Here is a 26,100-nt window from a genome sequence, read left to right as displayed (position 1 = left end):
ACTCCGGGGGGACGGGAAAGCCAGGCCCCGGGCACACCCACGAAGATTTCCGCACAACTATCCCAGGCAGGATGAAGATGAGCTCTCGCAAGACGCGGCTCGCGGCCGCCATTCTCGTGGCCGGGGCCCTGACCGTCACCACGGCGTGCTCCAGCGGCCACAGCAACGGCGACGGCGCCAGCGCCTCCAAGGCCCCGGTCAAGACCACCGCGATCTCGGTCGGCACCGCCGAGGACTCGAAGGGCCCGGCGGCCCAGGAGCCGAACGCGAAGAAGGGCGGCACGGTCAACATGATCGACCGCGACGACTTCTCGCACCTCGACCCGGGCCAGATCTACCTGAACTACAACTCCGAGGTCTCGCTGCTGTTCACCCGTCAGCTGACGGGCTACAAGACCATGCCCGACGGTTCGCAGAAGCTGGTCGGCGACCTCGCCACCGACACCGGCACCACCACCGACGGCGGCAAGACCTGGAAGTTCACGCTGAAGGACGGCGTGAAGTGGCAGGACGGCACCCCGATCACCTCGGCCGACGTCAAGTACTCGATCGAGCGCCTCTACGCGACGTTCATCAAGTCCGGCCCGACCTACATCCAGTCCTGGCTCTCCGGCGCCGACTACCGCACGGCCTACGAGGGCCCGTACAACGGCAAGCAGCTGGACGCGGTCCAGACCCCGGACGACAAGACCGTGGTCATCGCCTTCCAGGACATCCACCCGGACGCCAACTTCACCCTGGCGATGACCGGTTACGGCGTCGTGCCGCAGGCCCACGACACCAAGGAGGAGTACGACAAGAAGCCGTTCTCCTCGGGCCCGTACCAGATCACCGAGCACGTCACCGACCGCTCGCTGGACCTGGAGCGCAACCCCAACTGGGACCCGGCCACCGACCCGATCCGGAACGCCTACCCGGACAAGTGGCACATGACCTTCGGTGTCCAGCTGCAGCAGTCCACCGAGCGCTTCATGGCGGACAACGGCGAGGACAAGACCGCGTTCACCTTCCACAACACGGTCGACCCGAAGTACATCGACGAGGTCAAGGGCAACGACAAGTACAAGTCGCGCACCCTCGAGGGCCTGACCCCGTACGTCGACTACTACTACATCAACAACGACCGCATCAAGGACAAGCGGGTCCGCGAGGCGCTCATCCGGGCGTTCCCGCACAAGCAGACCCGCCAGCTCCAGGGCGGCACCTCCTACGGTGACTACGCCACCTCGTACATGAGCCCGACCGTGCTCGGCTACGAGTCCTACGACGCGTACGGCATCCTGAAGAAGCCGGAGGGCGACCCGGAGGCGGCCAAGAAGCTGCTGACCGAGGCGAACGCGCTGGGCACCACCATCGTCTACCCGTACAACAACACCCCGATCCAGCAGAAGGTCACCGAGGCCATCCGCGACGCGCTGGAGAAGGCCGGCTTCAAGTTCGTGCCGAAGCCGCTGGACGCCAAGACCTACTACGACACCGTCGCCCTGCTCGACAACGGCGCCGACCTGTACTGGGGCGGCTGGGGCGCCGACTGGCCGACCGGCTACACCTCGCTGCAGCAGGTCTGGGACGGCCGGGTCATCGCCGACGGCGGCCAGAACCTGGCGCACGTGAACAACCCGGAGATCAACTCCGCGATCGACGCCGCCGCCAAGATCGCCGACCCGGTGGCGCAGGGCAAGGCGTGGGCCGCGATCGACAAGCAGCTGCAGGACAACGCCTACTCGATCCCGGACGTGTACCAGCGCTCGCTGAGCCTGTACGGCTCGGGCCTGGGCGGCGTGAAGTTCGACTCGCTGGCCGGCCTGCAGTCCCCGCTCAACATCTACGTCAAGTAGTAGTCGTCACCGAGCAGTAGCTCACGGCGGGGCACCGGCACGATCTGCCGGTGTCCCGCCCCGATCAGGAGAGCCCCGTCCGATGCTCCGATTCCTCGTCCGCCGAACCCTCGGCGCTCTCGTCATCCTGCTGATCGTCTCGATGATCACGTATGCGCTGTTCTTCGCGATCCCGGCGGACCCGGCGAGGCTCTACTGCGGGAAGGTCTGCACGCCCGAGAACCTGGCCCTGATCAAGCACGACATGGGCTTCGACCACGCCTGGCCGGTCCAGTACTGGAACTGGCTGAGCACCATCTTCACCGGTGGCACCTTCAACGGCGTGCACTGCGGCGCCCCGTGCTTCGGCTACTCCTTCGACAAGAAGGAGCTGGTCGGCGGCATCCTGCTGGACCGCTTCCCGACCACCCTGTCGCTGACCGTCGGCTCCGCCGTGGTCTTCCTGGTCATCGGCATCGGCACCGGCATGCTGGCCGCCCACAAGCAGGGCAAGGCCGCCGACAAGATCGCCAGCTCGTTCTCGCTGCTGGCCTCCTCGATGCAGATCTACGTCGCCGGACCGCTGGCGCTGTGGGCGCTGTGCTACAGCACCGACCTGCTGGAGCTGCCGACCTACGTGCCGTTCACCCAGGACCCGCTCGGCTGGGCCGGCGGCCTGCTGGTGCCGTGGATCGTGCTGTCGCTGATCTGGACCGCGAACTACACCCGGATGACCCGTTCCTCGATGGTCGAGCAGCTGTCCGAGGACTACGTGCGGACCGCCCGGGCCAAGGGCATGTCGGGCACCTCGGTCTTCATGCGCTACGCCTGGCGCGGCGCGATGGGCACCATCGTCACCGTCTTCGGTATCGACCTGGGCGTGCTGCTCGGCGGCGCCATCATCACCGAGACGACGTTCAGCCTGCACGGCCTCGGCGAGCTGGCGATCCACTCGTTCCGCGACTCCGACCTCTCGCTGCTGGTCGGCGTGACCGTGGTGGCCGCCACCCTGATCGTCTTCTTCAACATCGTCGTCGACGCCGCCTACGCCCTGATCGACCCGCGCATCCGCCTGGCCTGACGGCCACACCCCGGCCGAGCAGCAGTCCCGACCTCACGTACCGCACCGAGGAGCCCAGTCCATGACCACCCAGGCCAAGCCCGAGGAGGTGTCCGCCGGCAGCGGCGGCACGCCGTTCCTCTCAGTCCGCGACCTCTCGGTCCGCTTCAGCACCGAGGACGGCGTGGTCCGGGCCGTGGACAACCTCTCCTTCGACGTCGCCCCGGGCTCCACGCTCGGCATCGTCGGCGAGTCCGGCTCCGGCAAGTCGGTGACCAACCTGGCCGTGCTGGGCCTGCACAACCCGGACCGCACCGAGATCACCGGTTCGATCAGGCTGGACGGCCGGGAACTGGTCGGCGCGCCGAACAAGGAGCTGGAGAAGCTCCGCGGCCGGAAGATGTCGATGATCTTCCAGGACCCGCTGACCGCGCTGTCGCCGTTCCACACCATCGGCAAGCAGATCGGCGAGACCTTCCGCAAGCACACCGGCGCCTCCAAGAAGGAGGCCCGGGACCGGGCGATCGAGATGCTGACCAAGGTCGGCATCCCGCAGCCCACCAGCCGGGTGGACGACTACCCGCACCAGTTCTCCGGCGGCATGCGCCAGCGCGCGATGATCGCCATGTCGCTGGTCTGCGACCCCAAGCTGGTCATCGCGGACGAGCCGACCACCGCGCTGGACGTCACCGTGCAGGCCCAGATCCTGGACCTGCTGAAGGACCTCCAGCAGGAGATGGGCACCGCGATCATCCTGATCACCCACGACCTGGGCGTGGTCGCCAGGACCGCGCAGGACATCATGGTGATGTACGCGGGCCGGGCCGTGGAGCGCGGCACCGTCCGCGAGGTGCTGAAGGCCCCTCAGCACCCGTACACCTGGGGCCTGCTGTCCTCGATGCCCAGCCTCACCGGCGACGTGGACGTGCCGCTGCGGCCGGTCCGCGGCACCCCGCCGAGCCTGATCAACCTGCCGTCCGGCTGCCCGTTCAACCCGCGCTGCGACTTCCGCGAGCAGGTGGTCGGCGGCGGCTGCACCTCCGAGCGCCCGCCGCTGTCCCCCGCCACCGGGCACGCCGCCGCCTGCCACCTCACCCCGGCGCAGCGGCAGGACATCTTCATCGACCAGATCAAGCCGCGGCTCGGCTGAGAGGGACACCATGAGCAACGAACTGACCCTCAAGCCGGCCTCCGGGGCCTCCGCCGGTTCCGGCGACCCGCTGCTGTCGATCACGGGCCTGAAGAAGCACTTCCCGGTGACGGACGGCTTCCTGTTCAAGCGCCAGGTCGGCGCGGTGCACGCGGTGGACGGCGTGGACCTCCAGGTGTTCCCCTCCGAGTCGGTGGGCCTGGTCGGCGAGTCCGGCTGCGGCAAGTCGACCACCGGCCGCCTGGTGACCCGGCTGCTGGAGCCGACCGCGGGCGAGATCCGCTACGCCGGCCAGGACATCACGCACGCCGGCCGCAAGGAGCTGGCGCCGATCCGGTCCGAGATCCAGATGATCTTCCAGGACCCGTACTCCTCGCTGAACCCGCGGCACACCGTCGGCTCGATCATCGGCGCGCCGATGGAGATCAACGGCATCAAGCCGGCCGGCGGCGTCCAGCGCCGGGTGCAGGAGCTGCTGGAGACGGTCGGCCTGAACCCGGAGCACTACAACCGCTTCCCGCACGAGTTCTCCGGCGGCCAGCGCCAGCGCATCGGCGTGGCCCGGGCGCTGTCGCTGAACCCGAAGCTGATCGTCGCGGACGAGCCGGTCTCGGCGCTGGACGTGTCGATCCAGGCGCAGGTGGTCAACCTGCTCCAGGAGCTGCAGCGCGAGCTGGGCATCGCCTTCCTGTTCATCGCCCACGACCTCTCGGTGGTGCGGCACTTCTCGCAGCGCGTCGCGGTGATGTACCTCGGCAAGATCGTCGAGATCGCCGACCGCAAGTCGCTGTACGAGTCGCCCCGGCACCCGTACACCCACGCCCTGCTGTCGGCCGTCCCGGAGGCCGACCCGGACGACGACCGCGAGCGCATCCGGCTCACCGGTGACGTCCCGTCGCCGCTGAACCCGCCGTCGGGCTGCCGCTTCCGCACCCGGTGCTGGAAGGCCCAGGACAAGTGCGCCACCGAGGAGCCGCCGCTGGTCCGGCTCTCCGGCAACGCGGAGACCCACCTGACGGCCTGCCACTTCCCCGAGGGGGACGCCGCCGCCGTTCCCCCCCAGCGCGCCGAGGTCTGAGCCCCCGGCAGCACCGCGAAGGGCCCCGCCGATCCGTTCGGCGGGGCCCTTCCGCGTCGGTGCGGCGGGTCAGATCAGGTTCTCCCGCTCGCCGGCGAAGTGGCAGGCCGAGTCGTGCCGGGCCCGCCCCTCCAGCCAGTCCCGCACCGTCAGCTCCGGGTCCTCCTCGGCGCACTTCTGCTGGGCCTTCCAGCACCGGGTGCGGAAGCGGCACCCGGACGGCGGGTTGGCCGGCGAGGGCACGTCGCCGGTCAGCACGATCCGGTCCCGGTGCTCGCGCGCGGCCGGGTCGGGCACCGGCACCGCGGACAGCAGCGCCTGGGTGTACGGGTGGGTGGCGTGGTCGTAGATCTCCAGGTCGCTGCCGATCTCGACCATCCGTCCCAGGTACATCACGCCGACCCGGTCGGAGATGTGCCGGACGATCGAGAGGTCGTGCGCGATGAACATGTACGACAGGTTGAACTCGCCCTGCAGCTGCTCCAGCAGGTTGATCACCTGGGCCTGCACCGACACGTCGAGCGCGGAGACCGGCTCGTCGCAGATGATCACCTCGGGCTTGAGCGCCAGGCCGCGGGCGATGCCGATCCGCTGGCGCTGGCCGCCGGAGAACTGGTGCGGGTACCGGTTGATGTACTCCGGGTTGAGCCCCACCACGTCCAGCAGGTCCTGCACCGCCTTGCGGCGGTCGCCCTTCGGCGCCACCTCGGGGTGGATCTCGTACGGCTCGCCGATGATGTCGCCGACCGTCATGCGCGGGTTCAGCGAGGTGTACGGGTCCTGGAACACCATCTGGATGTTGCGGCGGACCGCCTTCAGCGCGGAGCCGGACAGGTGCGAGATCTCCTCGCCCTTGTACTTCACCGACCCGGCGGTGGCGGGTTCCAGGTTCATCAGGACCTTGGCCAGGGTGGACTTGCCGCAGCCGGACTCGCCGACGATGCCGAGCGTCTCGCCCTGCATCAGGTCGAAGGAGACCCCGTCGACGGCCTTGACCGCGCCGACCTGCTTCTTGAACAGCACGCCCCTGGTCAGCGGGAAGTGCTTGCGCAGGTCGCGGACCTCCAGGATGGGTTCGCCGCGCGGCACGTCCTGGGCGAACGCGACCTCCTCGGGGGTGGTCGCCCCGAGCGGGGTGGCACCGTTAGCCGTCACGGAGGGTCTCCTTCCAGAAGAAGCAGGCGCTGCGCCGTCCGGGCAGCGGCGTGCCGTCGTCCTCGGTCACCTCGGCCAGCGGCGGCACCTCCTGCCGGCAGATCTCCTGCGCCCGCGGGCAGCGCGGGTTGAACGCGCAGCCGGGCGGAATGCGCAGCAGGTTGGGCGGCAGCCCCTTGATCGCGAAGAGCTCCTGGCCCTTCTGGTCGAGCCGCGGGATGGAGTCCAGCAGCCCCCGGGTGTAGGGGTGGGCGGGGCGGGCGTACAGCTCGTGCACCGGCGCGGTCTCGACGATCCGGCCCGCGTACATGACGGCGATCTTGTCCGCGACGTCGGCGACCACGCCGAGGTCGTGGGTGATCAGGATCAGGCCCATGTGGTACTCGGCCTGGAGCTCGGCGAGCAGGTCCATCACCTGGGCCTGGACGGTGACGTCCAGCGCGGTGGTCGGCTCGTCCGCGATGATCAGGTCCGGCTCCAGGGCCAGCGCCATCGCGATCATGATGCGCTGGCGCATGCCGCCGGAGAACTGGTGCGGGTAGTCGTTGACCCGCTCCTTGGCGGCCGGGATGCGGACCCGGTCCATCAGCTCGATCGCCTTGGCCCTGGCGTCCTTGCGGTTGTCGCCGCGGTGCTTGCGGTACATCTCGCCGAGCTGGTACCCGACGGTGAGCACCGGGTTGAGCGAGGACAGCGCGTCCTGGAAGATCATCGCGATCTTCTGCCCGCGGATCTTGCGCCGCTCGTCCTTGGACATCTTGAGCATGTCCCGGCCGCGGAACAGGATCTCGCCCTTGGGGATGCTGGCCGGCGGCATGTCCAGGATGCCCATGATGGCCTGCGCGGTGACGGACTTCCCGGAGCCCGACTCGCCGAGCACGGCCAGCGTCTCGCCCGCGCTGACGGTGTAGTTGACGCCGTTGACCGCCCGGGCGACGCCCTCCCGGGTCTTGAACTCGACGTGCAGGTCCTTGACGTCCAGCAGCGGTCCGGTGAACGGCTCCTCGCGGGCCGGTCGGGCCTGGTCGGCGACGGTGCTCATGTGCCTTCTCCCCTTCGCTCAGCGCAGCTTCGGATCGAGGGCGTCGCGCACCGCGTCGCCCAGCATGATGAAGGCCAGCACGGTGACGGAGAGCGCGGCGGCCGGGAAGAACAGGGCGAACGGCGCCTGCCGGATCACCTTCTGCGCGGAGGAGATGTCCACGCCCCAGGAGATGGTCGGGTCCTGCAGGCCGATGCCGAGGAAGCTCAGCGTGGCCTCGGCGGTGATGTAGCCGCCGAGCGCGATGGTGGCGACCACGATCACCGGGGCCACCGCGTTGGGCAGGATGTGGCGGAACATCAGCCGCCCGGTGCCGGCGCCGAGCGCCCGCCCGGCGACCACGTAGTCGGACTGCTTGACCGTGATCACCGAGCCGCGCATCACGCGGGCCAGCTGCGTCCAGCCGAGGAAGGCCAGCGCGATCACCACCGACCACACGGTGCGCGTGGAGAACGCGTTCAGCAGCACCAGGGCGCCGAGCAGCAGCGGGATGCCGAAGAAGATGTCGATGATCCGGGAGATCACCGAGTCGGTCCAGCCGCCGAAGTACCCGGCGGTCATCCCGGCCAGCCCGCCCAGCACGGTGACGGCCAGGGTGACGCAGATGCCGACCGTGATGGAGGCCCGCGCGCCGTACAGCACCCGGGCGTAGATGGAGCGGCCCTGGCCGTCGTAGCCGAACCAGCCGGCCCCGAAGAAGTCGGTGTAGTCGGGCTTGCGCAGGTAGTCCTGGGTCAGGTTGGCGGCCCGCGGGTCGGCATTGGTGAACAGGCCGGGCCAGATCGCGATCACGATCAGCAGAATGATCAGCAGCGTCGAGATGATGAAGGTGGGCCGCTTGCGCAGGTCCCGCCAGGCGTCGCCCCACAGGCTGCGGGCCTGCTCCCGCTTGGCCGGGTCGGGCTCGATCAGCGTCTCCTGCTCGACGGCCAGGCCCTGCTGGCCCACGTAGTCCAGGTGGTCGCTGTCGGTGGGCTGGATGTTGCGCAGCGGGTCGTTGTCGTCGGGGATGTCCTCGTTGCGCTCAGGCATAGCGGATCCTCGGGTCCAGGACGGCGTACAGCAGGTCGACGACCAGGCTCGCGACCAGGTACACCAGCACCAGCACGGTGACGATGCCGACCACCGTCGGGCCTTCCTTCTGGTTGATCGCCTTGTAGAGGACGTTGCCGACGCCGGCGATGTTGAAGATGCCCTCGGTGACGATCGCGCCGCCCATCAGGGCGCCCAGGTCGGTGCCCAGGAAGGTCACCACCGGGATCAGCGAGTTGCGCAGCAGGTGCCGTCCGATGATGGTGTGCCGGGGCAGGCCCTTGGCGACCGCGGTGCGCATGTAGTCGGCGCGCAGGTTCTCGCCGATCGAGGTGCGGGTGAGCCGGGCCACGTACGCCAGCGAGAGGGACGCCAGCACCAGGCCCGGCAGGATCAACTGGCTGATGTCCGTGGAGTCCTGGACGGTCGCCGTCACCCAGCCCAGGTTGATCGCGAAGATCGTCTGTGCGATGTAGCCGAGCACGAACACCGGGATCGAGATGACGATCAGGGTGAGCACCAGCACCAGGGTGTCGGCGACGCTGCCGCGGTAGAGGCCCGCGATCAGGCCCAGCGGCAGGCCGATGAAGATCTCGAAGAAGAAGGCGACCAGGGCCAGCCGGATGGTCACCGGGAAGGCGTCCGCCATGATCTCCGAGACCGGGCGGCCGGTGAAGCTGGTGCCGAAGTCCAGGTGGAAGATGTTGTTCATGTAGTGCAGGTACTGCTTCCACAGCGGCTGGTCGAGGTAGTACTTGTGCCGCAGGCTGGCCACCTGCGCCGGGTCGGCCGCCTTGTCGCCGAACATCGCGGCGATCGGGTCGCCGGGCAGGCTGTACACCATCAGGAAGATCAGCAGCGTGGCCCCGAAGAACACCGGGATCATCTGGAGCACGCGGCGTAGCACGTAGTGGCCCATGGGAGCCCTCCCTCCGAAGGGGTGACGTAGTACCGGAGCCCCGCCCTCCGTGCGGGGAGGACGGGGCCGGCGCCTGGCACGGTCAGCCCTTGACCTCGACCTGGGTCCAGGCCGGGTTGCCGAAGGAGTCGAACGTGACGTTCTGGACGTTGGTGGAGTAGCCGGAGTTGGTCCGGTAGTACCAGAGCGGGATGGCCGGCATGTCGAGCGCCAGCTGCTCCTCGGCCTTCTGGTAGCCGGTCGCGGTGTCCTGGATGGAGGCGGCCTGGTCGGCCTCGGTGGAGAGCTTGTCGAACTCCGGGCTGGAGTATCCGGTGTCGTTCGAGGCCGCGCCGGTGCGGTAGACGTCCGCCAGGAAGTTGGCGTTCAGCGGGTAGTCCTGCACCCAGCCGGTGCGGAACATGCCGTCGATCTGGTGCCCGGTGATCGCCGCGCGGGCGGTCTTGAAGTCGGTCTTCGGGTCGCCGCTGCAGTTCACCCCGGTGGCCTGCCGGATCGAGTTGCAGACCGCGTCGACCCACTCCTTGTGGCCGCCGTCCGCGTTGTACGTGATCTTGACCGCGTTGCCGGGGACGCCGCCGCCCTCCTGGATCAGCTGCTTCGCCTTGTCCGGGTTGTACGTGCAGAAGTCCCCGCAGGTGCCGGACTTGTAGCCCTCGACGCCCTCGGCGACCCAGGCGGTGGCCGCCTTGCGCGAGCCCTGGAGCACCGTCTTGGTGATGGTGTCCCGGTCGATCGCCATCGACAGGCCCTGCCGGACCTTGGCCTTGTCCTGGCCCTGCCAGTCGGACTGGTACAGGGTGAAGCCGACGTTCTGGATCGCGCCCTGCGGGGCGTCGATCGCCCGGTCGCCCAGGTCGTTCTTGTAGTTCGCCAGCGCCGACGGCGGCACCTGGTCGATCACGTCCAGGTTGTTCGACTGCAGGTCGGCGTAGGCGGCCTCGGCGGTGGTGTACATCTTGAAGACGACGCCGCCGTTCTTCGGCTTGTCCACGCCCTGGTAGTTGGCGAACGTCTTGGTGACCACCTGCGAGTTGTGGTCCCAGCTGACGAACTCGTACGGCCCGTTGCCCACCGGCTTCTGCCCGTAGCCCGCCGGGTCCTTGAAGAACCCCTGCGGGAGCGGCGAGAAGGCCACGTACCCCAGCTTGTACGGGAAGTACGAGACCTTGTTGTACAGCTTGATGGTGAAGTGGGTGTCGTCCTGGACGGTCAGGCCGGACATCTTGTCGGTGGTCGGCGAGCCGTTCTCCGGGTGGACGTCCTTGTAGCCCTCGATGTCGCCGAACCAGGAGCTGTTGATCTGGTTGTTGCCGACGTTGGCCGCCCAGTTCCAGGCGTCCACGAAGCTCTGCGAGGTCACCGGCGTGCCGTCGTGGAAGGTCCAGCCCGACTTCAGCGTGACGTTGTAGGTCTGCGCGTCGCTGGTGTCGATGGAGTCCGCGACCTGCATCCGCAGCTTGCCGTTGGACGGGTCGTAGTCGGCCAGGCCCTTGAACAGGTTCTGCACGATGCGTCCGCCGCCGGTCTCGTTGGCGTTGGCCGGCTGCAGCGGGTTCTGCGGCTCACTGCTCTGGTAGGTGAAGGTCTTGCTGGCGTCGGACGAACCGCCACCGGAGCCGCCGCTGCTGCCGCAACCCGTGGCCACCAGGGCCACGGACGTCGCACTGACAACGGCCCAGCGCACACGGGTGCCTGCAGGCATGGAGCTTCCTCCTCAGGGGTGTATGACGCATCTCACCTCATGAGAAGGGCCGCGCAGTTGCGACGCGACCGCAGTAGGGCCGGACGGGGGAGGCACGCCGAAGGGGCACCGGGCGTGTCTCCCGGTGCCCCTTCGGCGCTGCTCGGCGGTGTCACGCCGCCGCGGCGGACTCCCGCTCGGCCGCGAAGTGGCAGGCCGACTCGTGCCGGGCCCCGCCGGCCGGCAGCTCGGGGACGGCCAGCAGCGGCACCTCGGTGGAGCAGCGCTCCTCCGCCTTCCAGCACCGGGTGCGGAAGCGGCACCCGGACGGCGGGTTGGCCGGCGAGGGGATGTCCCCGGAGAGGATGATCCGCTCCCGGTTCTCCCGGTCGCTCGGGTCCGGCACCGGCACCGCGGACAGCAGCGCCTGGGTGTACGGGTGGGTGGCGTGGTCGTAGATCTCCAGGTCGGTGCCGATCTCGACCATCTTGCCCAGGTACATCACGCCGACCCGGTCGGAGATGTGCCGGACGATGGAGAGGTCGTGGGCGATGAACATGTAGGAGAGCTCGAAGTCCTGCTGGAGCTGCTCCAGCAGGTTGATCACCTGGGCCTGCACCGACACGTCGAGCGCGGAGACCGGCTCGTCGCAGATGATCACCTCGGGCTTGAGCGCCAGGCCGCGGGCGATGCCGATCCGCTGGCGCTGGCCGCCGGAGAACTGGTGCGGGTACCGGTTGATGTACTCCGGGTTGAGCCCGACCACGTCCAGCAGGTCCTGCACCGCCTTGCGGCGGTCGCCCTTCGGCGCCACCTCGGGGTGGATCTCGTACGGCTCGCCGATGATGTCGCCGACCGTCATGCGCGGGTTCAGCGAGGTGTACGGGTCCTGGAACACCATCTGGATGTTGCGGCGCACCGCCTTCAGCGCGGAGCCGGACAGCCGGGAGATGTCCTCGCCCTTGTAGAGGACCTGGCCGGCGGTCGCCCGCTCCAGGTTCATCAGGACCTTGGCCAGGGTGGACTTGCCGCAGCCGGACTCGCCGACGATGCCGAGCGTCTCGCCCTTGCGGAGGGTGAAGGAGATGCCGTCGACGGCCTTGACCGCACCGACCTGCTTCTTGAACAGCACGCCCTGGGTCAGCGGGTAGTGCTTGACCAGGTCGCGGACCTCCAGGATGGGCTCAGCCATGGAGGGTCTCCTTCCAGAAGTGGCAGGCGCTCTTGCGCCCGGCGAGCTCGGCGCCGTCCCGGTCGGTGACCTGGTGCAGGGCGGGGCTCTCGGTGCGGCACAGGTCGGTGGCGGCGTCGCAGCGCGGGTTGAACGCGCAGCCGGCCGGGACCTTGTAGAGGTTGGGCGGCAGGCCCTTGATCGCGTACAGCTCCTCGCCCTTCTGGTCCAGTCGCGGGATCGACCGGAGCAGGCCCTCGGTGTAGGGGTGGGCGGGGTTGGCGTACAGGTCGTGCACGGGGGCGGTCTCGACGATCCGGCCCGCGTACATGACGGCGATCTTGTCCGCGACGTCGGCGACCACGCCGAGGTCGTGGGTGATCAGGATCAGGCCCATGTGGTACTCGGCCTGGAGCTCGGCGAGCAGGTCCATCACCTGGGCCTGGACGGTGACGTCCAGCGCGGTGGTCGGCTCGTCCGCGATGATCAGGTCCGGCTCCAGGGCCAGCGCCATCGCGATCATGATGCGCTGGCGCATGCCGCCGGAGAACTGGTGCGGGTAGTCGTTGACCCGCTCCTTGGCGGCCGGGATGCGGACCCGGTCCATCAGCTCGATCGCCTTGGCCTTGGCCTCCTTCTTGGAGGCGCCCTCGTGCACCCGGAACATCTCGCCGAGCTGGTAGCCGACGGAGAGCACCGGGTTGAGCGAGGACAGCGCGTCCTGGAAGATCATCGCGATCTTGCGGCCGCGGATCTTCCGGCGCTCCTCGCCCGACATCTTCAGCATGTCCTGGCCGCGGAACAGGATCTCCCCGGAGGTGATCCGGCCGGGCGGCATGTCGAGGATGCCCATGATGGTCTGCGCGGTGACGGACTTGCCGGAGCCGGACTCGCCGAGCACGGCCAGCGTCTCACCGGCGGCGACCGAGTAGTTGACGCCGTTGACGGCCTTGGCGACGCCGTCCCGGGTCTTGAACTCGACGTGCAGGTCGCGGACTTCGAGCAGCGGAGTGCCCGGGGTCGGGCGGTCCTTCGCCGGGGTGGTCTTCTCAAGTGCGGTGGTCATGATGCGGGCCGCCTCTCTCAGCGCAGCTTCGGGTCGAGGGCGTCACGCACGGCGTCGCCGAGCATGATGAACGCCAGCACGGTGACGGAGAGCATGCCGGCCGGGAAGAACAGCACGAACGGCGCCTGCCGGATCACCTTCTGGGCCGAGTTGATGTCGATGCCCCAGGAGATGGTCGGGTCCTGCAGGCCGATGCCGAGGAAGCTCAGCGTGGCCTCGGCGGCGATGTAGCCGCCCAGCGCGATGGTGGCGACCACGATCACCGGGGCGATCGCGTTCGGCAGGATGTGCTTGACCATGATCCGGCCGGTGCCGGCGCCGAGCGCCTTGGCCGCGGTCACGTAGTCGGACTGCTTGACCGTGATCACCGAGCCGCGCATCACGCGGGTCATCTGCGTCCAGCCGAGGATGACCAGCGCGAAGACCACCGACCAGACCGTGCGGACCTGGAAGGCGTTCAGGATGACCAGCGCGCCGAGCAGCAGCGGGATGCCGAACACCATGTCGGTGAAGCGGGAGACGATCGTGTCGACCCAGCCGCCGTAGTAGCCGGCCACCATGCCCAGCAGGCCGCCCAGCAGGGTGACGCCGGCGGTGACGCAGATGCCGACGATCACCGAGGCGCGGGCGCCGTAGATCATCCGGGCGTAGATGGAGCGGCCCTGGCCGTCGTAGCCGAACCAGTCGGCCTGGAAGAAGTGCAGGTAGCTCGGCTTGCCCAGGTAGTGCTTGCTCAGGTCGCCGGCCCGCGGGTCCACCGAGGTGAACAGGCCGGGGGCGATCGCGAACAGCACCAGCAGGACGATCAGCACCGCGGAGATGATGAAGACCGGGCGCTTGCGCAGGTCGTGCCAGGCGTCCAGGCCGAGGCTGCGGGGCTTCTCGGTCTTCACCGCGGGAACGACGACCCGCTCGGCGGGGGTCTCGCCGTCCCCGGCGGGGGCGTTCTTCTCGATCAGGTCAGGCATACCGGATCCTCGGGTCCAGGACCGCGTAGAGCAGGTCGACGAGCAGGCTGGCGAAGAGGAAGACCAGCACCAGCACCACGACGAAGCCGGAGACGGTCGCACCCTCGCTGCGGCCGATGGCGTGGTACAGCGAGTTGCCGACGCCCTGGACGTTGAAGATGCCCTCGGTGACGATCGCGCCGCCCATCAGGGCGCCCAGGTCGGTGCCCAGGAAGGTGACCACCGGGATCATCGAGTTGCGCAGCAGGTGGGTGCCGATCACCTTGCGCTTGGGCAGGCCCTTGGCGACCGCGGTGCGCATGTAGTCGGCCTTCAGGTTCTCCGCGATGGAGGTCCGGGTGAGGCGGGCGACGTACGCGAGCGAGATCGAGCCGAGCACGACGGCGGGCAGGATCAGCTGGCCCAGGTTGGTGGAGCTCTGCACCGTCGGGGTGACCCAGCCGAGCTGGATCGCGAAGACGTTCTGGAAGATGAAGCCGAGCACCGGGACCGGGATCGAGATCAGCAGCAGGGTCAGCACCAGCGTCGACTTGTCGAACGCCTTGCCGCGGCGCAGGCCGGCCAGCAGGCCGATGCCGATGCCGACGACCAGCTCGAAGACGAAGGCCAGCAGCGCGAGCCGGATGGTGACCGGGAGGGCCTCACCGATCACGTCGATGACCTTGCGGCCGTTCATGGTCTTGCCGAAGTCGCCGGTGAACAGGTCCCCCATGTAGTTGAGGTACTGCTGCCACTTGGAGACGTCGAGTCCCATGTCGTGCTTGAACGCGGCGAGCTGGGCCGGGTCGGCGGCCTTGTCGCCCCACATCGCGGCCGCGGGGTCACCGGGCAGCATGCGGGTCATGAAGAAGATGATCGTGACCGTGCCCAGGAACACCGGGATCATCTGGAGCAGTCGCCTCGCGACGTAGCGCCCCATCGTGCCTCCAATTGACTGCTCTGACGTGCCGTCAGTCCCGGTGTCAGAGTTCCGGACGTGACAACGGCCGGTGCCGGGCCGCCCGGTGGGGCGGTGCACGGCACCGGCCGTGTCTGTTCGAGCCGTGCGGTGCCGGCTCGGTTACTTCTGCTTGACCTCGACCTGGGTGAAGACCGGGTCACCGAAGGAGTCGTACTTCACGTTCTGCACGTTCTTCGAGTAACCGGCGGTGGTCTTGTAGTACCAGAGCGGGATGGCCGGCATGTCCTTGGCCAGCTGCTCCTCGGCCTTCTGGTACAGGTCCGCGGTCTCCTTCACCGAGGTGGCCTTGTCCGCCTCGGCGGCCAGCTTGTCGAACTCCGGGCTGGAGTAGCCGGCGTCGTTGGCCGCGGCGCCGGTGCCGTACACGTCGCGCAGGAAGTTGGCGTTCAGCGGGTAGTCCTGCACCCAGCCGGTGCGCATCAGACCGTCGACCTTCTTGTTCTTGATCAGGTCGCGGGAGGACTTGAAGTCCGGCTTCGGGTCGCCGACGCACTCGACGCCGGTGGCCTGGCGGATGGAGTTGCAGACCGCGTCCACCCACTCCTTGTGGCCGCCGTCGGCGTTGTACAGCACGGTGATCTTGTTGCCGGGGACGCCGCCGCCCTCGGTGACGAGCTGCTTGGCCTTCTCCGGGTTGTACGTGCAGTACTCGCCGCAGGTGTTGTCCTTGTAGCCCATGGCGCCCGGGGCGACCCAGGAGTTGGCGGGCTGGCGGGAGCCGTTGAGCACCGTCTTGGTGATGGTGTCGCGGTCGATCGCCATCGACAGGCCCTGGCGAACCTTGGCCAGGTTGGCCGGCTTCCAGTCGTCCGCGTAGAGCGAGAAGGAGATCGACTGGATGGCGCCCTGGGCCTGGTCGACGGCGCGGTCGCCCAGGTCGGTCTTGTAGGAGGCCAGGTCGCTCGGGTCGACCTGGTCCAGCACGTCCAGGTTGTCGGAGACCAGGTCCTTGTAGGCGCCCTCGGCCTGCGAGTAGTTCTTGAAGACGATGCCGCCGTTCTTCGGCTTGTCGATGCCCGCGTACTTGTCGTAGGCGGCGACGGTGACGGCCTTGTTGTGCTCCCACGAGACGAACTTGTAGGGGCCGTTGCCGATCGGCGACTGGCCGTACTTGGCCGGGTCGGTGAAGAAGACCTCGGGCAGCGGCGAGAAGGCGGTGTAGCCGAGCTTGTACTCGAAGTACGAGACCGGGCCGGTCAGCGCGATGGTGAAGTGGGTGTCGTCGACGACCTTCAGGCCGGACATGGTGGTGGCGGTCGGGTCGCCCTCGTCCGGGTGGACGTCGGCGTAGCCCTGGATGTCCGAGAACCAGTCCGAGTTGATCTGGTTGTTCTTGGTGTTGGCCGACCAGTTCCAGGCGTCCACGAAGGACTTGGCGGTCACCGGGGTGCCGTCGTGGAAGGTCCAGCCCGACTTCAGGGTGACGGTGTAGTTCTGCGCGTCGGTGGTCTCGATCTTGTCGGCCACCTGGTTGCGGAGCTCGCCGTTGCTGGGGTCGTAGTCCACCAGGCCCTTGAACAGGGTCTTGATGATGCGACCGCCGCCGACCTCCATGGCGTTCGCCGGCTGGAGCGGGTTCTGCGGCTCGGTGCTCTGGTAGCTGAACGTGCCCTGAGCGTTGGCGGCGCCGTTGGAGCTGCCGCCGGAAGAGCTGCCACCACTGCCGCAAGCGGTAGCGGCGAGGGCGACCGCGACGGCTGCGACAACCCACTTGGCCTGGCTGGCACCACGCATTGGGTGTCCTCCTGAAATCGTGTTGCAGATCACTCGCGGCCTGGCGCGCACCCCTGCGCAGGAGCCTCGACCCGAGCTCGACTGCACCCACTATCGGTCACTCACGGATACGGAACTGACCAATACGGATTTCAATTTGGTCACATGAACGGTGGATGAATCCCGGAAAACGGACATTAAAGACATACTCAGACATGGGCGAAACGGACAGTTGTCACGGATGACGATGCGTGACGTCCGATTAACGAACGACCCGCGCCTGTCCGGACGTGACGGTGCGTCACCGAAAACACGACCGGCCGGCGTCCGCGAGGACGCCGGCCGGTCGGCCGGTCAACGGGGTGCGACCCCGGGCGTCAGCCCTTCTTGGCGCGCGAGGCGGTGCGGCCGCGCTCCTTGGCGTCCAGGACGACCTTGCGGATGCGCACGGTCTCCGGGGTCACCTCGATGCACTCGTCCTCGCGGCAGAACTCCAGCGACTGCTCCAGCGAGAGCTTGCGCGGCGGCACGATGGACTCCGCCACGTCGGCGTTCGAGGAACGCATGTTGGTGAGCTTCTTCTCCTTGGTGATGTTCACGTCCATGTCGTCGGAGCGGGAGTTCTCGCCGACGATCATGCCCTCGTACACCTCGGTGCCGGGGTCGGTGAACAGCACGCCGCGCTCCTGCAGGTTGGTCATCGCGAAGGCGGTGACCACGCCGGAGCGGTCGGCGACCAGGGAGCCGTTGTTGCGGGTGGTCAGGGTGCCGAACCACGGCTCGTAGCCCTCGTGGATCGAGTGCGCGATGCCGGTGCCGCGGGTGTTGGTGAGGAACTCGGTGCGGAAGCCGATCAGGCCGCGGGACGGCACCACGAACTCCATCCGGACCCAGCCCGAGCCGTGGTTGGACATGTTGTCCATCCGGCCCTTGCGGATGCCCATGAGCTGCGTGACGGCGCCCATGTGCTCCTCGGGGACGTCCACGGTGAGGCGCTCGACCGGCTCGTGGGTCTTGCCGTTGACCTCGCGGGTGACCACCTGCGGCTTGCCGACGGTCAGCTCGAAGCCCTCGCGGCGCATGGTCTCGATCAGGATGGCCAGCGCCAGCTCGCCGCGGCCCTGCACCTCCCAGGCGTCCGGGCGCTCGGTCTCCAGCACGCGCAGCGACACGTTGCCGATCAGCTCGCGGTCCAGGCGGTCCTTGACCTGGCGGGCCGTCACCTTGCGGTCCACCTTGTTGGTGGACTTGGCGTCGGCGCCCTTGCCGGAGCCGCCCTTGCCGACCAGCGGCGAGGTGTTGGTGCCGATGGTCATCGAGATCGCCGGCTCGTCGACGGTGATCAGCGGCAGCGCGATCGGGTTCTCGGTGTCGGCGAGGGTCTCGCCGATCATGATGTCGCCGATGCCCGCGACGGCGCAGATGTCACCGGGGCCGGCCACCTCGGCGGGCTTGCGGGTGAGCGCCTCGGTCATCAGCAGCTCGGAGATCCGGACGTTCTGGATCGAGCCGTCGCGCTTGATCCAGGCCACCGTCTGGCCCTTGCGCAGCTCGCCCTGCTCGACCCGGAGCAGCGCGATGCGGCCGAGGAAGTTGTCGGCGTCCAGGTTGGTGACGTGCGCCTGCAGCGGGGCGTCCTCGTCGTAGACCGGGGCCGGGACGTGCTCCAGGATGGTGGAGAAGAACGGCTCCAGGTTGTCGGAGTCGGACGGCACGGTGCCGTTCTCCGGCTTGGTCAGCGAGGCCACGCCGTCGCGGGCGCAGGCGAAGACGATCGGGAACTCGATCTGGTCCTCGTCCGCGTCCAGGTCCAGGAACAGGTCGTAGGTCTCGTTGATGACCTCGTCGATCCGGGCGTCCGGGCGGTCGGTCTTGTTGATGCACAGGATGACGGGCAGCCGCGCGGTGAGCGCCTTGCGCAGCACGAAGCGGGTCTGCGGCAGCGGGCCCTCGGAGGCGTCGACCAGCAGGACGACCGCGTCCACCATCGACAGGCCGCGCTCGACCTCGCCGCCGAAGTCGGCGTGGCCGGGGGTGTCGATGATGTTGATGGTGATCGGCGCGCCACCGTCCTTGGGGTGGTACTTGACCGCGGTGTTCTTCGCGAGAATGGTGATGCCCTTCTCGCGCTCCAGGTCGTTCGAGTCCATCATCCGGTCGTCGAGCTGCTGGTGGGCGGCGAAGGCGCCGGCCTGCTTCAGCATGGCGTCGACCAGGGTGGTCTTGCCGTGGTCGACGTGGGCGACGATGGCGACGTTACGAATGTCGTTGCGCGTGGGCATGCGGCGCTGATTCTCCCGGAATCGTGGGTCACGGTGCCCGGCCCGCGTCAGCATTCACCGGTCCACCCGCCGGGCACGGCACATGCCTCGGCTTCTTCCCATCGTACGGGGAAGGCCCCAACGGAGCCGAAACGGGCAGCTGCGGGGCGGTGCGGATCACAAGTGCGTCTCGTTCCTTCCCGTACGCACCACGGGATCGGGAAGCTACGCCGGTGAAGAAGAAGACCCGGTTGCTGATCGCCTTCGCGATCTTCGTCGCGCTGCTGTCCGCCCTGCTGCTGTCCGGGGCCGAGTACCCGCCGCCGTACGTGGCGATGCCCGCGGTCTACGGCGGTCTGCTGGCCGGCAACCTGCTGACCCAGTCCGCCCTGACCCTGCTCGGTCGCCCCGCCGGGCTGGTCCCGACCGGGTACGGGCTGGGGGTGGGCCGGATGGTCCGGGTCCGGCGGCTGGGCGGGGCCCCGCTGGCGCTGCGGTCGGTGCCGCTGCCGCTGGTCGTCTGCGCGCGCCTGCTCGTCCCGGCCCCCCGCCCGCGGGCCTGGGCGGCGGTGACGGCCGCGTACGTCCCGGCGCTGGTGCTCGGCGGGTGGCTGGTGGCGGCGACCCGGGGCGGCTGGCAGCTGTTCGGCCTGATGACGGCGGGGCTTCCGCTGCTGGAGGTGGCCCTCCAGAGCCGGTTCCCGGGCTGCCCGGGCTGGGTGGTCCTCCGGCTGCCCACCGCCTCCCCCGCGCTGCTGGCCGAGGCGTACGCCTCCCCGGCGCAGCTGGCGGCCGCCCGGGCGCTGCTGGACGGGCGGCCCGCCGACGCGGTGGCCGCCCTGGCCGCCGAACCGGCGGGCGGCACCCTGAGCGGCGACGTGCTCCGGGTGCGGGCGCTGCTGGCCGCCGGCGCGTGGGAGGAGGCCCTGGAGCGGGCCGGGCGGATCGTCCCCGCCGCGCCGGTCGCCCACCTGGGCTGGGCCGCCGACCTCGCCCGCGCCGAGGCGCTGGTGTGCGCGGCGGACGCCGGACTGCTGCCGCCCGCCGACTACCTGCCGCGGCTGGCGGCGCTGACCTCGGCGTTCGAGGACCACACCCGACGGACCCCGGTGCGGGCCGACCTGCTGCGGCTGCGCGGGGAGCGGGAGGCGGCCGTGAAGGCGGCCGACCGGGCCGTGGGGCCGCAGCTGGACCTGCTGTCGGTGGCGGGTGCCGAGTGCTCGCTGGCGGCGGCGCTGCTCGCCGCCGGCCGCCCCGAGCAGGCCGCGCGGGCCCTGGACCGGGCCCGGAGGCTCTCCCCCGGCCTGGCCCGGATCGCCCTGGTGGAGCGCCGGGCCGCGGCCGTGGTGCTGGAGGGCCCGGCGGCCTAGAGCGCCAGCTCGAACCAGACGATCTTGCCCTTGGGGGTGCGGCGGCTGCCCCAGCGCTCGGCCAGCAGGGAGACCAGCTGGAGGCCGCGGCCGCCCTCGTCGGTCTCCTGGGCGCGGCGCTGGCGCGGCTGGGCGTAGGCGTCGTCCCAGACCTCGCAGACCATGGTCTTGTCGCGCAGCAGGCGCAGCCGGATCTCGCCGCGGCCGTGCCGCAGCGCGTTGGTGACCAGCTCGCTGACCAGCAGCTCGGAGGTGTCGACCAGCTCGTCCAGGCCGCGTTCCAGCAGCCAGCCGCAGGCGGCCTCGCGGGCCTTGGCGACCGAGGTCGGCTCGGAGGGGAAGCGCCAGTCGCCGACCGAGCCCTTGGGCAGGCCCTTGACCTTGGCCATCAGCAGGGCGATGTCGTCCTCGCCGTGGTGCGGGTTGAGCTCGTCCAGGACCTGGTCGCAGAGCTCCTCGATCTGCTCGGACCCGGCGGCCAGCGCGGCTCGGAAGGCGTCGATGCCCTCGTCGAGCTGGTGCTTGCGGGACTCCACCAGGCCGTCGGTGTAGAGGGCCAGCACGGCGCCCTCCGGCAGGTCGACGGTGACCTCCTCGAACGGCTCGCCGCCGACGCCCAGCGGCAGGCCGGGCGGCACGGTGATGGTGCGGGCGCCCTGGCCGGGGGCGAGCAGGACCGGCGGGAGGTGGCCGGCGTTGGCGAAGGTGCAGCGCTGCTTGACGGCGTCGTACACGGCGTAGACGCAGGTGGCGAGGTAGACCTCGGCGCTGGAGCGGTCCGGGTCCTCGTCGTTGCCCAGGCCGCGGGCGATCTCGTCGAGGGCGGAGAGCACCTCTTCGGGGTCGAGGTCGAGCATGGCCAGGGTGCGCACGGCGGTGCGCAGCTGGCCCATCGCGACGGCGGCCCGCAGGCCGCGGCCCATCACGTCGCCGATCACCAGGGCGGTGCGGCTGCCGGGCAGCGGGATGACGTCGAACCAGTCGCCGCCGACCTCGGTGTTGTTGTTGCTGGGCAGGTAGCGGCGGGCGATCTCCAGGCCGGAGGCGGCCGGGTTGCCGGGGGGCAGCAGGCTGCGCTGGAGGATCAGCGCGCGCTCGTGCTCGCGGCGGTACAGGCGGGCGTTGTCGACGCAGACGGCGGCGCGGGCGACCAGCTCCTCGGCGATCGCGACCTCGCGGGCGTCGAACGGCTCGCTGCCGATCGCCCGGGACAGCTGGACCAGGCCGAGCACCTGGTCGCGGGCGACCAGCGGCACCACCAGGGTGGAGCGCAGCAGCGGATCGGGCCCGGGCTGCGGGACGACGCTGCGGCCGGTGCGCAGGGCCCGGGCGTGCGGGGAGCGCGGCGGGTAGCAGAGCGTGCCGCCGGCCTCGGCGACCCGGACGCCGCCGCGCTCGCTGCCGAGCACCGAGGGGGCGTTGCCGACCACGCTGGAGACGGCGACCCGGCGCAGTTCGCCGCTCTCCGGGTTGGCGCTGAGCGGGGCGGAGTCTCCGGTGAGCAGCGCGGTGTACAGGTCGACGGTGGCGACGTCGCAGAACTGCGGGACGATCACGTCGAGCAGTTCCTTGGCGGTGGTCTCCAGGTCGAGGGTGGAGCCGATGTGGGTGGAGGCCTCGTTCAGCAGGGCGAGGCTGCGGCGCACGCCGGCCGCCTCGCGTTCGGCGATGTGCCGGCTGGTGACGTCCTGGACCTGGCCGGCCACGCCGATCGGGCGGCCGCCGGCGGCGGTGAGCCGGTACAGCGAGACGGCCCAGGTGCGCTGGTCCTCGTCGCGGCCGGCGCTGGGGCGGGCGGCCCGGACCGGGCCGGACAGCCGCAGGTCGAGGACGGGCTCCTGGCCGGTGAGCACCTTGCGCAGGGCGAGCAGCAGCCGGTCCGCGTCGGAGGGGCGGAACACGTCGCCGGGGGCGAGGCCCTGGAGGGCGGCGGGGCTGCGGCCGACGCCGGCCGCGAAGGCGGCGTTGACCCGCTGGAGCCTGAGGTCGGTGTCGAACAGGAAGAAGCCGGTGGGGGTCTGGCCGATGACCGCCTCGGAGGCGGCCAGGTCGGTCTCGATGGCGCGCAGCCGGCCGAGGTCGACGGCCAGGCAGGTGGCGGAGCCGTCGGCGCTGGCGGGCATCGCGTAGACCTCGGCGAGGCTCTCGGCGCCGCTGAGGTCCCGGTAGGGGGCGGTGCCGACCCACTCCTCGCCGGACAGGATGCGCTCCAGCCGGGCCCGGCCGCGCTGCCACAGCTCGCGCGGGATGAACGCGGTGATCGGGTCGGCGCCGACCGCCTCCGCGGCGGGGACGCCGAAGAACTCGGCGGCCCGGTCGCTCCACTGGGCGATCCGCCCGTCGGGGCCGATCGCGAAGGTCGCGACCCTGATGTAGTCGTAGATGGTGCCCGAGGCGCCCCGTCCCCAGCCGAGCGGCAGCGTGGCGGGGGTCGTCGGGGCACCCGGCTGCTCCGGCACCGCGGCATAGCCGCCGCTGCCGTGCGTCACGTTCCGTGCCGGGAAGCTGTTCAACGGACCGACCCCTCCAACCCGCGCCCATCCGGTGTCGAGAAGACCGAGTATTCGATGTCCGAGTATTCATCATCTGGGTGCGGGCGCACACGCCCTTCAACGTCACAACATCGAATCGGGTAGTTGAACCTCCGAATTCGCGAGCTCGAACCAGACCACTTTGCCCAGTCCCTCGGCCCTGGTGCCCCAGCGCAGGGCGAGCCTGCGGACCAGCTCCAGGCCGCGCCCGCCCTCGTCGCCCGCCCCGGCGTGGCGCTCGCGGGGCGGGTCGGGCAGCGGGTCGGAGATCTCCACCAGGAGCAGTTCGCCGAGGGTCAGCCGGACGCCGATCGGGGCGCTGGCGTACCGGACGGCGTTGGTGACCAGTTCGCTGACGAGCAGTTCGGCGGTGTCGGTGAGTTCCTCGGCGCCCCAGTCGGACAGCGTGCCGCGGACCAGCCGGCGGGCCCGGGAGACCGCGGTCGGTTCGGCGGGCAGCGTCCAGCCGGCGGTGGGCACGTCGGCCCGGCCGCGGCCGAGCCGGGCCAGCAGCAGGGCCACGTCGTCGGGCTCGCGGCCCTGCTCCATGGTGTCGAGGACGGCCTCGCACGCCTGCTGGATCGAGGCGTACGGCTGTTCGAGCACGCTGATCAACCTCCCCAGTCCCACGTCCAGATCCTTGTCCCGGGACTCCACCAGCCCGTCGGTGCACAGGGCGAGCAGGCTGCCGTCCGGGATCTCCATCTCGATGGACTCGAACGGCACCCCGCCCACGCCGAGCGGCGCGCCGGAGGGCAGGTCGAGCACCTGGCCGGCGCCGCCGGGCAGCGGGCCGCCGGAGCGGGCCGGCTCGGCGTCGGCGCCGGGCACCACCAGGACCGGCGGGATGTGGCCGGCCTTGGTGACGGTCAGGCTGCGCCGGGCGGGGTCGAAGACCGCGTAGACGCAGGTGGCGAGCAGGGCCTCGTCGGGGCCCTGGGCGAGGTCGTCGGTGAGCTCGTGGACGTGCCGCAGGACGGCCTCGGGGGCCAGGTCCAGGGCGGCCAGCACGCGGACGGCGGTGCGCAGCCGGCCCATCGTGGCGGCGGCCCGCAGGCCGTGGCCCATCACGTCGCCGACCACCAGGGCGGTGCGGTCGCCGGGCAGCGGGATGACGTCGAACCAGTCGCCGCCGACCTCGGTGCCGCTGGAGCCGGGCACGTACCGGTAGGCGACCTCGACGCCGGTGGGCTGCGGGACCTGCTGGGGCAGCAGGGTGCGCTGCAGGGTGAGCGCGGCGGTGCGCTCGCGGGCGTACAGGCGGGCGTTGTCGAGGGAGCTGCCGGCCCGGTCGGCGAGCTCGACGGTGAAGGCGAGGTCGTCGCGGTCGAAGCCCTCGCGGTAGCCGGCCCGGCTGACCACCAGCAGGCCGATCACGATGCCGCGGGCCCGCAGCGGGACCACCAGCCGGGAGTGGACGCCGAGTTCGCGGGCGGCCTCGACCTTGGGGTCGCCGGCGAAGGACAGCTCCTCGGCGCCGTTGCCGCCGGAGAGCATCTCGGGGACGCCGCTGCGCAGCACCCGGCCGAAGACGGAGTCCTCCTCGAAGGTGATCCGGGCGCCGTGCCGGAGCATGGTCTCCACGGCGGGGCCCTGCTGGATCGCGGCGACGCCCAGTTGCAGCAGCGAGGTGCGCCGGTCGTGGCCGTGCCGGGGCAGGTCGTCGCCGTGCGCGACGGCCTGCAGCAGGATCACCCCGGCGTAGTCGGCGAGCCGGGGGACGACCGCGCCGGCCAGCTCCTGGGCGATCATCGAGGCGTCCAGCAGGTCGCCGACCCGGGAGCCGAACTCGTTGAGCAGCGACAGCCGGCGCCGGGCGCCCTCGACCTTGGCCACCGCCCGGTAGCGCTCGGTGACGTCCATCACGGTGCCGGAGATGCCCAGCACCCGGCCGGAGCGGTCGGTCATCCGGCTGTAGGAGATCGACCGGTAGCCGGAGCGGGCGGTGGACGGGGAGGCCAGCGTGACGTCGATGACCGGCTCGCCGGTGGCCAGCACCTGGCGCTGGACGGCGGTGATCTCGTCGGCGGAGCGCTCGGGCAGCGTCTCGCCGGTGGTGCGGCCGATGTGCTCCTCGGCGGGCAGGCCGTTCATGTCGGCCAGGGTGCGGTTGACCGCGGTGTAGCGCAGGTCGGTGTCGAGGACGGCGATGCCGAGCGGGGACTGCTCGAACAGGGCGTCGCGGACCGCGAGGTCCCGTTCGACGGCGCGCAGCGCGGCGGCCTCGGTGAGCGCGGCCTGCACGTACGGGGCGCCGTCGCCGTCGACCAGCAGCGAGAGCCTGGCCTCCACCTCGACCTGCAGGCCGTCCCGGTCGGCGAGTTCGGTGAAGCCGTGCCAGGAGCCGCGGCGCAGCGTCTCCTGGACGGCGGCGCGGATGCGCCGCACCTGGTCCGGGTCGGGGATCAGCTCGTCGACGGCGCGGCCGACCAGCACCTCGCTGGGCCAGCCGAGCATCTCCTCGGCGGCGGGGCTCCACAGCACCACCCGGCCCGAGGTGTCGAGGATGACGATGGCCACCCGGACCACGTCCAGCAGGCTGCCGCCCTCGGTGCGGCGGCTGGGGTGCAGGGAGGTGGGGCCGGTGTCGGCCGGGGCGCCGGGGTGCACCTCGGGCGCGCCGGGGAAGGGCCGGGCGGGGCGGCCGCGGGCCGGGAGCCGGGCGGGGCCGGGCGCGGTGGGCGGCTGGGGGCGGGGCCGGCGCTCGGGGAGCTGCCGGGCAGCACGGCGGGGCGCGGTCTGGCCGGGGCGGCCGCGCCGCAGCCGGGCCCGGGCGGAGGCCCGCCCGGCGCCGCCCGCGGGGCCGCCGGAGCGCCGCGCCCCGCGCGGGGGCAGGCCGGACGCCTCGCGCTCTCCTCCGCCGTCACCCGGCTTCGCCACCTACGGGGCCTCCCCACCGCCACTGGGACGCCCCCGGCGGGTCGCCGGGGCGCGGGCCGCGGCCACGCCGTGCCGTCGCGGGCTCACGGATCGTGACGAATGCTGCCGAACTCTGCCATACCCAGGGAATCGCGCCGCTATCCCGGCATACCTCGCGTCTGTCCGATTGGCGTACAGATCGGGCGCCCGGGGTACCGGGGGGCGGCTCCCGTACAGGTCGGCCCGGGCCCCGGGCCCGGGCG

The 26,100-nt window shown here is 70.5% G+C and carries 18 protein-coding genes; 5 read left to right on the top strand and 13 right to left on the bottom strand.

Annotated elements, in window-relative coordinates; genetic code table 11:
• The first annotated feature begins 77 nt into the window (after positions 1-77).
• From HUT16_RS22155 to HUT16_RS22140, 4 genes are all read left to right on the top strand, one after another.
• Positions 78-1,838: an ABC transporter substrate-binding protein gene (locus HUT16_RS22155; protein ID WP_176189857.1), complete on the top strand. Its 1,761-nt coding sequence runs from the start codon at positions 78-80 to the stop codon at positions 1,836-1,838.
• Between the two features lie 82 nt (positions 1,839-1,920).
• The gene (locus tag HUT16_RS22150) at positions 1,921-2,898 is read left to right on the top strand and encodes an ABC transporter permease (RefSeq protein WP_176189856.1); all 978 of its coding nucleotides are present in this window, start codon (positions 1,921-1,923) and stop codon (positions 2,896-2,898) included.
• Positions 2,899-2,959: 61 nt separating this feature from the next.
• The gene (locus tag HUT16_RS22145) at positions 2,960-4,027 is read left to right on the top strand and encodes an ABC transporter ATP-binding protein (protein WP_176189855.1); all 1,068 of its coding nucleotides are present in this window, start codon (positions 2,960-2,962) and stop codon (positions 4,025-4,027) included.
• A 10-nt stretch (positions 4,028-4,037) separates the two neighbouring features.
• A complete protein-coding gene (locus HUT16_RS22140) occupies positions 4,038-5,105 on the top strand; it encodes an ABC transporter ATP-binding protein (RefSeq protein WP_176189854.1) in 1,068 nt (355 codons plus the stop codon).
• A gap of 69 nt (positions 5,106-5,174) precedes the next feature.
• Here HUT16_RS22140 and HUT16_RS22135 read toward each other — a convergent pair whose 3' ends face one another.
• The 11 genes from HUT16_RS22135 to typA form a co-directional block, all read right to left on the bottom strand.
• Positions 5,175-6,194 (bottom strand): ABC transporter ATP-binding protein, encoded by a 1,020-nt coding sequence (locus HUT16_RS22135; RefSeq protein ID WP_176192802.1) that lies wholly within the window; start codon positions 6,192-6,194, stop codon positions 5,175-5,177.
• Positions 6,195-6,249: 55 nt separating this feature from the next.
• Positions 6,250-7,302: an ABC transporter ATP-binding protein gene (locus HUT16_RS22130; RefSeq protein WP_176189853.1), complete on the bottom strand. Its 1,053-nt coding sequence runs from the start codon at positions 7,300-7,302 to the stop codon at positions 6,250-6,252.
• Between the two features lie 18 nt (positions 7,303-7,320).
• Entirely contained in the window at positions 7,321-8,334 is a 1,014-nt protein-coding gene (locus tag HUT16_RS22125) for an ABC transporter permease (protein WP_176189852.1), read from the bottom strand.
• Positions 8,327-9,253, bottom strand: coding sequence for an ABC transporter permease (locus HUT16_RS22120; RefSeq protein ID WP_176189851.1), 927 nt, complete (start codon positions 9,251-9,253; stop codon positions 8,327-8,329). Before HUT16_RS22120 ends, HUT16_RS22125 begins: the two co-directional genes overlap by 8 nt.
• A gap of 82 nt (positions 9,254-9,335) precedes the next feature.
• Positions 9,336-10,958, bottom strand: coding sequence for an ABC transporter substrate-binding protein (locus tag HUT16_RS22115; protein WP_176189850.1), 1,623 nt, complete (start codon positions 10,956-10,958; stop codon positions 9,336-9,338).
• Between the two features lie 151 nt (positions 10,959-11,109).
• The gene (locus HUT16_RS22110; RefSeq protein ID WP_176189849.1) at positions 11,110-12,129 is read right to left on the bottom strand and encodes an ABC transporter ATP-binding protein; all 1,020 of its coding nucleotides are present in this window, start codon (positions 12,127-12,129) and stop codon (positions 11,110-11,112) included.
• Positions 12,122-13,174, bottom strand: a complete 1,053-nt coding sequence (locus tag HUT16_RS22105; RefSeq protein WP_176189848.1) for an ABC transporter ATP-binding protein — start codon at positions 13,172-13,174, stop codon at positions 12,122-12,124. The genes HUT16_RS22110 and HUT16_RS22105 overlap by 8 nt, the downstream gene beginning before the upstream one ends.
• 17 nt (positions 13,175-13,191) lie before the next feature.
• The gene (locus tag HUT16_RS22100; RefSeq protein ID WP_176189847.1) at positions 13,192-14,142 is read right to left on the bottom strand and encodes an ABC transporter permease; all 951 of its coding nucleotides are present in this window, start codon (positions 14,140-14,142) and stop codon (positions 13,192-13,194) included.
• Entirely contained in the window at positions 14,135-15,061 is a 927-nt protein-coding gene (locus HUT16_RS22095) for an ABC transporter permease (RefSeq protein ID WP_176189846.1), read from the bottom strand. Before HUT16_RS22095 ends, HUT16_RS22100 begins: the two co-directional genes overlap by 8 nt.
• Before the next feature lie 141 nt (positions 15,062-15,202).
• Positions 15,203-16,837 (bottom strand): ABC transporter substrate-binding protein, encoded by a 1,635-nt coding sequence (locus HUT16_RS22090; protein WP_176189845.1) that lies wholly within the window; start codon positions 16,835-16,837, stop codon positions 15,203-15,205.
• Between the two features lie 356 nt (positions 16,838-17,193).
• The gene (gene typA / locus HUT16_RS22085) at positions 17,194-19,098 is read right to left on the bottom strand and encodes a translational GTPase TypA (RefSeq protein ID WP_176189844.1); all 1,905 of its coding nucleotides are present in this window, start codon (positions 19,096-19,098) and stop codon (positions 17,194-17,196) included.
• Positions 19,099-19,310: 212 nt separating this feature from the next.
• Here typA and HUT16_RS22080 point away from each other — a divergent pair, with 212 nt between their 5' ends.
• Positions 19,311-20,447 (top strand): hypothetical protein, encoded by a 1,137-nt coding sequence (locus HUT16_RS22080; protein ID WP_176189843.1) that lies wholly within the window; start codon positions 19,311-19,313, stop codon positions 20,445-20,447.
• On the opposite strand, the gene HUT16_RS22075 is transcribed toward HUT16_RS22080, so the two are convergent.
• Positions 20,444-22,867 (bottom strand): SpoIIE family protein phosphatase, encoded by a 2,424-nt coding sequence (locus HUT16_RS22075; RefSeq protein ID WP_176192801.1) that lies wholly within the window; start codon positions 22,865-22,867, stop codon positions 20,444-20,446. The two genes, HUT16_RS22080 and HUT16_RS22075, sit on opposite strands and share 4 nt — an antisense overlap.
• 195 nt (positions 22,868-23,062) lie before the next feature.
• Positions 23,063-25,858: a SpoIIE family protein phosphatase gene (locus tag HUT16_RS22070; protein WP_254897933.1), complete on the bottom strand. Its 2,796-nt coding sequence runs from the start codon at positions 25,856-25,858 to the stop codon at positions 23,063-23,065.
• Between the last annotated feature and the right edge of the window lie 242 nt (positions 25,859-26,100).

The sequence above is a fragment of the Kitasatospora sp. NA04385 genome, assembly GCF_013364235.1.
Classification (GTDB): domain Bacteria; phylum Actinomycetota; class Actinomycetes; order Streptomycetales; family Streptomycetaceae; genus Kitasatospora.
Note: the sequence above shows the minus strand (reverse complement) of the source record. Positions and strands in the feature narration are given on the sequence as shown.

What these genes read in the sequence shown, in the direction of transcription:
- HUT16_RS22110 (WP_176189849.1), bottom strand. Translation starts at nt 12,129, where the DNA reads ATGGCTGAGCCCATCCTGGAGGTCCGCGACCTGGTCAAGCACTACCCG.
- HUT16_RS22125 (WP_176189852.1), bottom strand. Translation starts at nt 8,334, where the DNA reads ATGCCTGAGCGCAACGAGGACATCCCCGACGACAACGACCCGCTGCGC.
- HUT16_RS22100 (WP_176189847.1), bottom strand. Translation starts at nt 14,142, where the DNA reads ATGCCTGACCTGATCGAGAAGAACGCCCCCGCCGGGGACGGCGAGACC.
- HUT16_RS22140 (WP_176189854.1), top strand. Translation starts at nt 4,038, where the DNA reads ATGAGCAACGAACTGACCCTCAAGCCGGCCTCCGGGGCCTCCGCCGGT.
- HUT16_RS22145 (WP_176189855.1), top strand. Translation starts at nt 2,960, where the DNA reads ATGACCACCCAGGCCAAGCCCGAGGAGGTGTCCGCCGGCAGCGGCGGC.
- HUT16_RS22150 (WP_176189856.1), top strand. Translation starts at nt 1,921, where the DNA reads ATGCTCCGATTCCTCGTCCGCCGAACCCTCGGCGCTCTCGTCATCCTG.
- HUT16_RS22090 (WP_176189845.1), bottom strand. Translation starts at nt 16,837, where the DNA reads ATGCGTGGTGCCAGCCAGGCCAAGTGGGTTGTCGCAGCCGTCGCGGTC.
- HUT16_RS22105 (WP_176189848.1), bottom strand. Translation starts at nt 13,174, where the DNA reads ATGACCACCGCACTTGAGAAGACCACCCCGGCGAAGGACCGCCCGACC.
- HUT16_RS22095 (WP_176189846.1), bottom strand. Translation starts at nt 15,061, where the DNA reads ATGGGGCGCTACGTCGCGAGGCGACTGCTCCAGATGATCCCGGTGTTC.
- HUT16_RS22115 (WP_176189850.1), bottom strand. Translation starts at nt 10,958, where the DNA reads ATGCCTGCAGGCACCCGTGTGCGCTGGGCCGTTGTCAGTGCGACGTCC.
- HUT16_RS22155 (WP_176189857.1), top strand. Translation starts at nt 78, where the DNA reads ATGAGCTCTCGCAAGACGCGGCTCGCGGCCGCCATTCTCGTGGCCGGG.
- HUT16_RS22130 (WP_176189853.1), bottom strand. Translation starts at nt 7,302, where the DNA reads ATGAGCACCGTCGCCGACCAGGCCCGACCGGCCCGCGAGGAGCCGTTC.
- typA (WP_176189844.1), bottom strand. Translation starts at nt 19,098, where the DNA reads ATGCCCACGCGCAACGACATTCGTAACGTCGCCATCGTCGCCCACGTC.
- HUT16_RS22120 (WP_176189851.1), bottom strand. Translation starts at nt 9,253, where the DNA reads ATGGGCCACTACGTGCTACGCCGCGTGCTCCAGATGATCCCGGTGTTC.